Annotated in this window: 9 protein-coding genes; 1 reads left to right on the top strand and 8 read right to left on the bottom strand. The window is 63.1% G+C overall.

Going from position 1 to position 9,095, the window contains the following annotated elements; all coding sequences use genetic code 11:
• Positions 1 to 966: KUP/HAK/KT family potassium transporter (locus NTW95_07885; protein MCX6557329.1), on the top strand; the 966-nt coding region annotated here is incomplete at its 5' end.
• 178 nt (positions 967 to 1,144) lie between these two features.
• On the opposite strand, the gene NTW95_07880 is transcribed toward NTW95_07885, so the two are convergent.
• The 8 genes from NTW95_07880 to NTW95_07845 all read right to left on the bottom strand — a co-directional run.
• On the bottom strand, positions 1,145 to 1,990 hold the full coding sequence (locus NTW95_07880; protein ID MCX6557328.1) for an FAD/NAD(P)-binding protein: 846 nt from the start codon (positions 1,988 to 1,990) through the stop codon (positions 1,145 to 1,147).
• Positions 1,987 to 3,009, bottom strand: a complete 1,023-nt coding sequence (locus tag NTW95_07875) for a 4Fe-4S dicluster domain-containing protein (protein ID MCX6557327.1) — start codon at positions 3,007 to 3,009, stop codon at positions 1,987 to 1,989. The genes NTW95_07880 and NTW95_07875 overlap by 4 nt, the downstream gene beginning before the upstream one ends.
• A 5-nt stretch (positions 3,010 to 3,014) precedes the next feature.
• On the bottom strand, positions 3,015 to 3,848 hold the full coding sequence (locus tag NTW95_07870; protein MCX6557326.1) for a 4Fe-4S dicluster domain-containing protein: 834 nt from the start codon (positions 3,846 to 3,848) through the stop codon (positions 3,015 to 3,017).
• Positions 3,849 to 3,856: 8 nt separating this feature from the next.
• Positions 3,857 to 4,291: a hydrogenase iron-sulfur subunit gene (locus NTW95_07865; protein ID MCX6557325.1), complete on the bottom strand. Its 435-nt coding sequence runs from the start codon at positions 4,289 to 4,291 to the stop codon at positions 3,857 to 3,859.
• Positions 4,284 to 6,299, bottom strand: coding sequence for a CoB--CoM heterodisulfide reductase iron-sulfur subunit A family protein (locus NTW95_07860; protein ID MCX6557324.1), 2,016 nt, complete (start codon positions 6,297 to 6,299; stop codon positions 4,284 to 4,286). Before NTW95_07860 ends, NTW95_07865 begins: the two co-directional genes overlap by 8 nt.
• Before the next feature lies 1 nt (position 6,300).
• On the bottom strand, positions 6,301 to 7,209 hold the full coding sequence (locus tag NTW95_07855; GenBank protein MCX6557323.1) for a CoB--CoM heterodisulfide reductase iron-sulfur subunit B family protein: 909 nt from the start codon (positions 7,207 to 7,209) through the stop codon (positions 6,301 to 6,303).
• The gene (locus tag NTW95_07850; GenBank protein MCX6557322.1) at positions 7,206 to 7,790 is read right to left on the bottom strand and encodes a 4Fe-4S dicluster domain-containing protein; all 585 of its coding nucleotides are present in this window, start codon (positions 7,788 to 7,790) and stop codon (positions 7,206 to 7,208) included. Before NTW95_07850 ends, NTW95_07855 begins: the two co-directional genes overlap by 4 nt.
• A gap of 87 nt (positions 7,791 to 7,877) precedes the next feature.
• Positions 7,878 to 9,095, bottom strand: a 1,218-nt coding sequence (locus NTW95_07845; protein MCX6557321.1) for a radical SAM protein, incomplete at its 5' end; no start/stop codon positions are given.

Here is a 9,095-nt window from a genome sequence, read left to right as displayed (position 1 = left end):
ATCGACGGTCCGCGGGTGAAGGCCAACATGGCCATCGACTCCTGGTTCCCGCACCGCTTCGCCGCGCTGTCGGAGCGGCTGACCATGCAGAACGGCGTCCTGCTCATGGGCGGGGCCTCCATTTTCCTGCTGCTCTACACCGGGGGCAAGATATCCAACCTGGTGGTCATGTATGCGATCAACGTTTTCATGACCTTTTCCATATCGGAGATCGGCATGTCCACCTATTTCATAAAAAACCGCAAAAGGGAAGTTTATTGGAAAAAACATTTGCCCGTGCACATGACCGGCTTCGTCCTCTGCTTCACCATCCTGATCATCACCAGCTATGAAAAATTCCGCGAGGGCGGCTGGATGACGCTGCTGATCACGACCGCGTTCGTCATCCTCTGCTACCTCATCCGCCGCCATTACAACAACGTGAAAAAGGCGGTGCGCAAGCTCGACGAGCTGCTTATAGACATATCCACCAACCGCAAGGCCAACATGGACCCGGTCAATCCCCGGGAGATGACCGCCATCCAGCTGGTCAGCGACTACAGCGGCTTCGGGGCGCACACGATCCTGTCGGTGATCCGCAACTTCCCCAACCTGTACAAGAACTTCATCTTCACCTCGGTGGCCGTGGTTGATTCCGGCAGTTTCAAAGGGGCCGAGGAGATGAAGAACCTGGAGGAATCGGTCAAGGCAACCCTGCAAAAATACGTCGACTTGGCCCGCAGCCTGGGTTTCGCCGCCGACTATCGCTTCGCCGTGGGTACCGACGTGGTCGAAACCGCCACCCAGCTGTGCAAGGACATCAAGGCCGAGTTCCACCGCTCGACCGTGTTCACCGGCAAGCTGACCTTCCGCCACGAAAAGTTCTACCACAAGATGCTGCACAACGAGACGGCTTTCGCCATCCAGCGCCAGTTGCATTGGGACGAGATCACTTCAGTAACCCTACCGATCAGACTGGATCTATAGCATCTTTTTGAACTCGATTTACGGCTGACGGTTGACGGTGTACGGCAAGAGAACAAATCGATCTTTAAACATCAACTACGTCTGAAACTATCTCAACTTTCGTTCAAGACAGCATTTTAATGCTGAATTTTTGGCTTTTACCGTAAACCGTTTGCCGTACACCGTACGCCGAGGTCTATTAGTACTCCTGCGGCATATCCTTCAGCTGCGCCAAGGTGAACACCGGCCCGTCCTTGCAGACGAAGTACTTGCCGACGTTGCAGCGGCCGCACTTGCCCACCCCGCACTTCATGCGGTTCTCCAGGGTGGTGAAGATCGCTTCCGGCTTGAAGCCCAGCTTGGTCAGCACCGGAAAAGTGAATTTGATCATAACCGGCGGGCCGCAGACCACGGCCACGGTGTCGCGGCTCGCGATAGCGGGGGCAGCCTTGTCGAGCACCGTCGGCACGAAGCCGATCTCGCCTTTCCAGTCCTCCGTCTCGCCGCCGGGGTCGACGGTGGTGATCACCTTGACGTCCGCGCGCCCGGCCCATTCGGTCAATTCGCGCTTGTAGACCAAGTCGGCCACCGTGCGCGCCCCATAGACGATAGTGATGTCCTTGTAGCGGTCGCGCAGGTCCAGGACGTTCCAAATGACGCTGCGCATGGGAGGTAGGGCGATGCCGCCGGCGATAAACAGCAGGTTTTTCTTCTCCCATTCATGGATGGGAAAGATGTTGCCGTAGGGCCCGCGGAAACCGATCGTCTCCCCGGGTTCGAGGCCGGCCAGGGATGAGGTGACCCGCCCCATCTTGCGGAAGGTGCACTCGATGTAGCCCCGGCGCGTCGGCGGCGAGGCAATGCAGAAGGTGCACTCGCCCTCGCCGAAGACCGAGTACTCGCCGAACTGGCCGGTGCGGAAGGCGAAGTTCCGCCCTTCCTGCTCATCGGCAAAGGCCAGGCGCATGGTTTTGACATCGGGCGTTTCGTCTATGATGTGCTCGATTTTCATCAGGTAGGGCTTGAAAATGCCGGCCATGCTCATGGTTTCGCCTCCGTGATGGAGCGCACATGCTCGAGAATGTTCATGTCGACCGGACAGGCGCGCGAACAGCGGCCGCAGCCCACGCAGCCCAGGACCTGCTGGCGCTCCGGCATGTAGGCAAACTTGTGCATCAGGCGCTGGCGCCAGCGTTGGCTCTGGACGGGCCGCGGATTGTGGCCGGAGGTGTGCAAGGTGAAGAGGCCGAAGCCGCAGGAGTCCCAGCAGCGCAGCCGCTGGCCCGAGCCGCCGCCCTCGTCCTGGATGTCGAAGCAAGCGCAGGTCGGGCAGACGTAGGCGCAGGCGCCGCAGCCCAGGCAGCGCAGCGACTGCTCGGCCCAGAAAGCGGCGTCGTCGAAAAGTCGCGCCAGGGCGGGAGCGACTTTTTCCCGGGCGAAAGCCGGTTCCAACTTGGCCAGATGGGCTTCCTTGTTCACGTTGGCGGGGCACGGCCTCAGCCCCGAGGTTTCACCAACAGCCATGAGCCCTTTTTCTGAAACGATCTCGGCCAGGTACTCGCCGGGACCCGTCTCGGTCAGCAGCATGTCGCTGCCGGCCGTGGCCCCGGGACCGCCGCCCACGGAGGTGCAAAAACAGTACGCATCGGCGCGTGCGCAGGAGACGGCGATCACGGTCATTTTTTCCATCCGCGCCGAGAACAGGTCATCGGGGGAATCCCAGGTGAAGATGGCTTTCAACGCGGCGAAGGCGGCAGCATCGCAGGGACGCACCCCGAACAGCACGGTAGCGGGCAGGGCGTTGCGGTCGCGTTCGCGGATTACGACCCGACCGTCCCGGCTCGTGAACGAAAACAGCTCCTCGACCCTCGGGAAAACGGACGTTTTGGCCGACTGCACGGTCTGCACCTGGTCGAGGCTGACTTCGGCGAGGGTGGTCACCAAGGCGAAATCAATCGTGTCGTTGTTTTTTTTCGGGGCCAGGATGCGCGTGCCCTGGCTCTGCCATTGGGAAAACAGTTTCTCCAGTTCGGAGCGGCCGATCAGCTTTTTATCGCTTTCCATGGCTGTCACCTGATGAAATCTTCGGGATCGTCGGGCTTGAAAGTCGACATGGCGTTGTCGGCCTTGGCGGCCATGCCGCTGCGGGAATCGAAATTGTCCAGGACTTCGCTGATCAGCTTCTGGTTCAGCAGGTGCAGCGGGATGCCCACCGGGCAGGCGCGGCTGCAGTCACCGCAATTGACGCAGCGGCCGGCCAGGTGCATGGCGCGCATGACGTTCCACTCCAGGTTGCCCAGGTCGTGCGCCGGCACCGGGATCCATTGCGGCTGGTTGCACTCGACCGTGCAGCGGCTGCAATAGCACAGCGGGCAGGCGCCCCGGCAGGCGTAGCACTTGAGGCAGCGCGAGAACTGCTCCTCCCAGAATTGCCGGCGCTGCTCCAGGTCCAGCGCCGCATATTTCTGCAGCTCGGCTATTTCGCCGGGCTTTAGATCGTTGTCCAGGGCGGCCACATGGGCTTCGATGGCCGCCAGCGTCGCCAACAGAGCCACCTCTCCCTGCCCATTCACGGCCAGGGCCAAAAGGTCGTGGTCGCTGACCTGGTTTTCGGCCGCCAGCTGCAGGATGGTGCGCAGCGCTGCCGGTGTGGCGACCAGCGCCGCCTTGCCCAGCCGGCGCACTTCGGGCTTCATGAGATAGACCGCCAAGTTCTGTTGGCAGGACGCATCGAAGATCAAGGAGCCGGCCTTGGCAACGTCGCGGATGAAGACCGCCCGAGCCTGCGTCTGCGTATGCGTGCGCGTCAGCGCCGCTTCGCCGCTGCCATGCCCGTAGCCGATCACCGTCTGGACCGTCCCGGCGGCCAGCAATTCCCGCGCTATGTTCGCCAGCGTTTCCATGCCGCCCCCTACTCCACGCCCAGGCCGCGCAGCCGGTGGAAGCCGCTGAACGGCCCCAGCTGGCGGATGCTTTCCGAGGTGGCGTTGACCAGTTGCGCCCACTTGGCGCCCTCGGCGGCCGACACCCAGGAGAACTGCACCCGGCGGACATCGATGCCGAGAAAATCGAGCAGGGCGCGGAAGACGATCCAGCGCCGGCGGGCATGAAAATTGCCGCTGCTGTAATGGCAGTCGTTGGGATGGCAGCCGGAAACGATGATGCCGTCGGCGCCGTTGGCGAAGGCCTTCAGCAGCAGCATGAAATCGATGCGCCCGGTGCAGGGGAAGCGGATGATGGTCACCTGGGGCGAATACTTCATGCGGCTGGTCCCGGTCAGGTCGGCGCCGGCGTAGGTGCACCAGTTGCAGACGAAGGCCACGATCCTGGGCTTGAAATCAGACATCGCTCTCACCTCGGTTCAGCAGGGCCAGGACTTCGGCAAAGACCTGTTCGTGGGAGAAGCCCTGGATATCGATCGATTTGGAACGGCACAAGGCCACGCAGGTTCCGCAGCCCTGGCAAAGGCCGGGATTGACCTTGGCCACGGTCTTGATCAACTGGCCGTCGCGGCCGCGGATCTCCTCTTTTTCGATGGCCTGGTAGGGGCAGGAGGTCTGGCAGAGGAAGCAGCCGGTGCAGGTCGAGTAGAGCGGCGGCGCCTGGCGGTCGACCACGGCGATCAGCGGCTCGCGGACCAGCTCGTCCTGGGAGAACAAGGCGGCGACCTTGGCGGCGGCTCCCGAAGCCTGGGCGACCGCTTCGGGAATGTCCTTGGGCGCCTGGCAGGCGCCGGCCAGGAAAACGCCGGCGGTGTTGGTCTCCACCGGCCTCAGCTTGGGATGGGCCTCGGAATAGAAATGGTGCGCGTCGTAGCTGACGTGGACCTTCTGGGCCAGGGCCTCGGCCCCAGCGTTGGCTACCCCGGCCGTGGCCAGCACCACCATATCGGCTTCGATCTCGATCGGCCTGGCTCCGAGCAGGGTGTCGGCGCCCTTGACGACCAATTTGCCGCCGCGCTCGTAGATGCGCGAAACGCGGCCGCGGATGTACTGCACCCCGTCTTCTTCAATGGCCCGGCGCACGAACTCCTCGTACATCTTGCCGCCGGCCCTGATGTCCATGTAAAAGACATAGGGCTTGCCGTGGTGCACCTTGTGGCGGTAGAGCATGGCGTGCTTGGCCGTGTACATGCAGCAGATCTTCGAACAGTACTCGATGCCCTTGGCCGGGTCGCGCGAACCGGCGCAGGCGACGAAGACCACCGTCTCGGGCACCTTGCCGTCGGAGGGGCGGCGCATTTCGCCCAATGTCGGGCCCGATGCCGAGGCCAGGCGCTCGAACTGCAGGCCGTCGATGACGTCCTTGTACTTGCCGTAGCCGTATTCCGGAAAAAAATCGCCGTGCTTGATATCGAAGCCCGTGGCCAGCACCACGGCCCCGACCTCGGCTTCCACGATCTCGTCGGCCTGGTCGAAGCGGATGGCCTGGGTGGGGCAGACCTTTTCGCAGAGGCGGCATTTGCCTTTCAGATAATAGGTGCAGTGCTCGCGGTCGATGACCGGCTTGTTGGGAACCGCCTGCGGGAAGGGAACATAGATGGCGGAACGCATGCCCATGCCGGCGTCGAATTCGCTGGCGATCTTCTTGATCGGGCATTTCTGGCAGCAGAGGCCGCAGCCGGTGCAGAGCTTTTCGTCGAGGCTGCGCGCTTTTTTGCGGATGCGCGCCTTGAAGTTGCCGATGAAGCCGTCCAGGCTTTCCAGCTCCGCGTACGAATACAGGGTGATGTTGGGGTGCTGGGCTACCTCGACCATGCGCGGGGTGAGGATGCACTGCGAGCAGTCAAGGGTGGGAAACGTTTCCGACAGCTGCGACATGTGGCCGCCGATCGAAGGCCCCTTTTCGACCAGGAGCACCTTATGGCCCGAGTTGGCGATGTCCAGACTGGCCTGAATGCCGGCGATGCCGCCGCCCAACACCAGCGCCGTCTTGGTCACCGGCACCTTGATCGGCAGCAGCGCCTTGTTCTTCTTCACCTTGGCCACCAGGGTGCGCACGATGTCGATGGCCTTGTCGGTGGCGGCGTCGCCCTTTTCGTGCACCCAGGAGCAATGCTCGCGGATGTTGGCCATCTCGCAGAGGAAGGGGTTGAGGCCGGCTTCGGCGCAGGCGCGGCGGAAGGTGGGCTCGTGCATGCGCGGCGAGCAGGCGGCCACCACCACCCCGGTCAGATTCTTCTCCCTGATGGCGTTCCGCACCATCTGCTGGCCGGGATCGGAGCACATGTACTTGTAGTCGACGCTGTGGACCACGCCGGGGATCTTGGCCGCAACGGCGGCGACCTTGGCGACATCGACCGTAGCGCTGATGTTCTCGCCGCAGTGGCAGATGAAGACGCCGATGCGCGCCATGTCACACCTCCCCGGACTTCGAGATCCCCGCGGAGGGGTCCGCATCTTTCAAAGTCCCTGACGAGGGAGCAGCGGCAAACTTCACCGCCACCTTGTGGCGCTGCAGCCCGAGCTTTTTCGGCGCGATGCCCAGCGCCAGGCCGATGGCTTGGGTGACATAGATGACCGGAATGGCGATTTTTTTATGGCTGCTCTTCTCGATGTTCGGGCGGCGCAGGTCGAGGTTGAGGTGGCACATGGGGCAGGCGACGATTACCGCTTCGGCGCCGCGGCTGACAGCGTCTTCGAGGATGAGGCCGCTCAGCCTGGCCACCAGGTCGGTGCGCGAGACGGAAAAGCCGGCCCCGCAGCATTCGGTTTTGAAGGCCCAATCCAGGGGCTCGGCGCCGATGCGTTTCATCAGCCGGTCCATCGACTGCGGCTCCTCGGGGCGGTCGAACTTGACGATCCCGGCCGGCCGCACCAGCAGGCAGCCGTAATAGCAGGCCACCTTGCGAGCGAAGGGGGTCTTGATCAGCCCCTCCAGGCCGTCGACGCCGGCCAGCCATTCCAGGATGTTGATCACCCTGGCCGTACCGCGGTAGTCGGCTTCGATCAGGCCCGAGATCCTCGCCCGCAGCGCATCGTCTTCCAGTAGTTCGTGGCGGGTGACGCTCAGGCGGCTGTAGCAGGCGGCACAGGGGACGAGCACCTCGTCCATGCCCGCCTTTTCGGCGGCGGCGAGGATGCGCGCCGGCAGGGCCAGGGCCAGGTCGCGGTCGAGGTTGTGGGCGGCGGTGGCGCCGCAGCAGTTCCAGTCCGGAACTTCAGGAAGTTCCCGGCCAAGCAATCTGGCTACGGCCAGCAGCGATTCGCTATACTCGCGCGCCGAGCCCTTCATCGAGCAACCTGGATAGAATCCGGTTTTCATGGGCGGCTCTCTTTGGCCTTCAGGGTCTTGGCGAACATCCGCTTCAGCAGCCGGCGGTCGCGGACGCGCTCGGGGAGCAGGTGCAGCTTGCCGGCGAAAAACATCCACGGCGCCTGCAGCATGTCCTGCAGGAAGTGGCCGCTGCGCAGCTTGTAGTCGACCACCTGCCCCATCTCGAACAGGCGGCCGGTGTAACGCACCGAGTCGAGAAAGGCGCGATGGAAGGCGATGATATCCCTTGCTTTGGGGTTTACCTTCTTCTGCGCACGCGACTCGTAGCGCAGGGCGTCCATCAGCTTGGGGATGTCGAGTTCCATCGGGCAGCGGCAAAAGCACAACTCGCAGGTCAGGCAGAGCCAGATGGTATGCGAGCGCAGCGCCAGTTCGGCGAACTCGGGGAAGTCGGCCAGCTGCAGCAGGTGCATGATCTGGCTGGGGGGAAAATCCATGTCCGCGGCCAGCGGGCAGCCGGCGGAGCATTTGCCGCACTGGTAGCAGCGGGCGACGTCGACGCCTGTTCTTTCCAATACCCGGTCGGCCAACACCCGGCGATCATGCGGACTATCGGGGCCACGGCTCATCGCGGATCTCCTTAGCGGTTACGTAAGGGGGGATTGTAGCGCATTTGTTTTTTAAAAGCAAACCCGGCCGCGGGTGTTTTTTCGCGCTTAATCCCCGGTCAGCATGAGCTTGCGCAGCTGCAGGGCGCGCACGTCCTTTTCAACCGCCAGCGTCTTTCCCGCCGGAGACAGTCCGGAATGATACATGGCCGTGGAGAGCGTGCCGGGCGTCGGGGTGAAGATCTGCACCTCGCGTGTATTCAGTCCCAGGGCGGAAAGTTTTTTCTTCATGAGCGGCGCCATGGCCGCGCTTTCGCCGGGATGGCCGATCATCAGATAGGGAGCCAGCTCTATCTTGCGCGGCAACTTGCCGTTCAAGCGGCGGAACAGGGCCACGAATTCCTCCAGGACCGCGAAATGCGGCTTGCCCAGCAGATCCAGGACCTCGTTTTCGGTGTGCTCGGGGGCGATGCGCAAAAAACGTCCGCAGTGATGGCGCATGATCTCTTCAAGCAGCTCCGGATTTTTTAAGAGCAGGTCGTAGCGGACGCCCGAACCCAGGAATATTTTTTTTATCCCCTTCAGCTCCCGGCAGCGCTTCAGCAGCTGGCGGAAGGGCTCGCCGGGGGCGAAATTCCGGCAGGGACGCGGCTGCAAGCAGGAAAGCCGGGAACAGCCGTCCACGGCGCAATCGGCGCCGTACATCTCGGCCGTCGCCCCGCCGACATCGCTGACCACCCCTTGCCAGCGCGGATGGGCGGCCAGGGAGGCGATCTCGCGCAGGATGGAGTCGGGCGAGCGCGAGACGATGCGCTTGCCCTCGCTGGAGTGGATCGAACAGAATGCGCAGCCTCCGGCGCAGCCCCGGTGCGCGGTCACGGAAAAGAGGTTCATCTGCAGCGCCGGGGTATATTCCTCCGCGCTCAGGTGTCGGCGCCGGTACGGGAGGCCGTAGATGAAATCCAGGTCGTGGCGCCCGTATGCCTGGGCCGGGTTCTGCACCACCCAGCGGTTGGCGGCTTTCTGGGCCAGGGACCGACCTTCGCCGGCAGCGCGGTCGGCCAGCATCTGGCTGGCCAGCAATCGCGCCGGGTTGGCCTGGACCTCCTCGCTGCCGGGAAGCTCCAGGCAGTTTTTTTCAGCCGGCAAGCGGCTCCAGACCTTGGCCGTCCCGGGAATATCGATGTCAACGACCCGCTCGCCGTCGCGCGCCTGCCTGGCGTTGGCCGCGATCTGCTTTTCGCCGCTGCCGTGCACCAGGATGTCGGCGCGGGAGTCGAGCAAAATGGAACGGCGGACCTTGTTTTCCTGGAAATCGTAATGGGC

The organism is Candidatus Aminicenantes bacterium, assembly GCA_026393795.1.
Lineage (GTDB): Bacteria > Acidobacteriota > Aminicenantia > UBA2199 > UBA2199 > UBA2199.
The sequence above is the reverse complement of the archived record's forward strand: the minus strand, read 5'-3'. Positions and strand labels throughout refer to the sequence as shown.

What these genes read in the sequence shown, in the direction of transcription:
- NTW95_07880 (MCX6557328.1), bottom strand. Translation starts at nt 1,990, where the DNA reads ATGAGCATGGCCGGCATTTTCAAGCCCTACCTGATGAAAATCGAGCAC.
- NTW95_07875 (MCX6557327.1), bottom strand. Translation starts at nt 3,009, where the DNA reads ATGGAAAGCGATAAAAAGCTGATCGGCCGCTCCGAACTGGAGAAACTG.
- NTW95_07870 (MCX6557326.1), bottom strand. Translation starts at nt 3,848, where the DNA reads ATGGAAACGCTGGCGAACATAGCGCGGGAATTGCTGGCCGCCGGGACG.
- NTW95_07865 (MCX6557325.1), bottom strand. Translation starts at nt 4,291, where the DNA reads ATGTCTGATTTCAAGCCCAGGATCGTGGCCTTCGTCTGCAACTGGTGC.
- NTW95_07860 (MCX6557324.1), bottom strand. Translation starts at nt 6,299, where the DNA reads ATGGCGCGCATCGGCGTCTTCATCTGCCACTGCGGCGAGAACATCAGC.
- NTW95_07855 (MCX6557323.1), bottom strand. Translation starts at nt 7,209, where the DNA reads ATGAAAACCGGATTCTATCCAGGTTGCTCGATGAAGGGCTCGGCGCGC.
- NTW95_07850 (MCX6557322.1), bottom strand. Translation starts at nt 7,790, where the DNA reads ATGAGCCGTGGCCCCGATAGTCCGCATGATCGCCGGGTGTTGGCCGAC.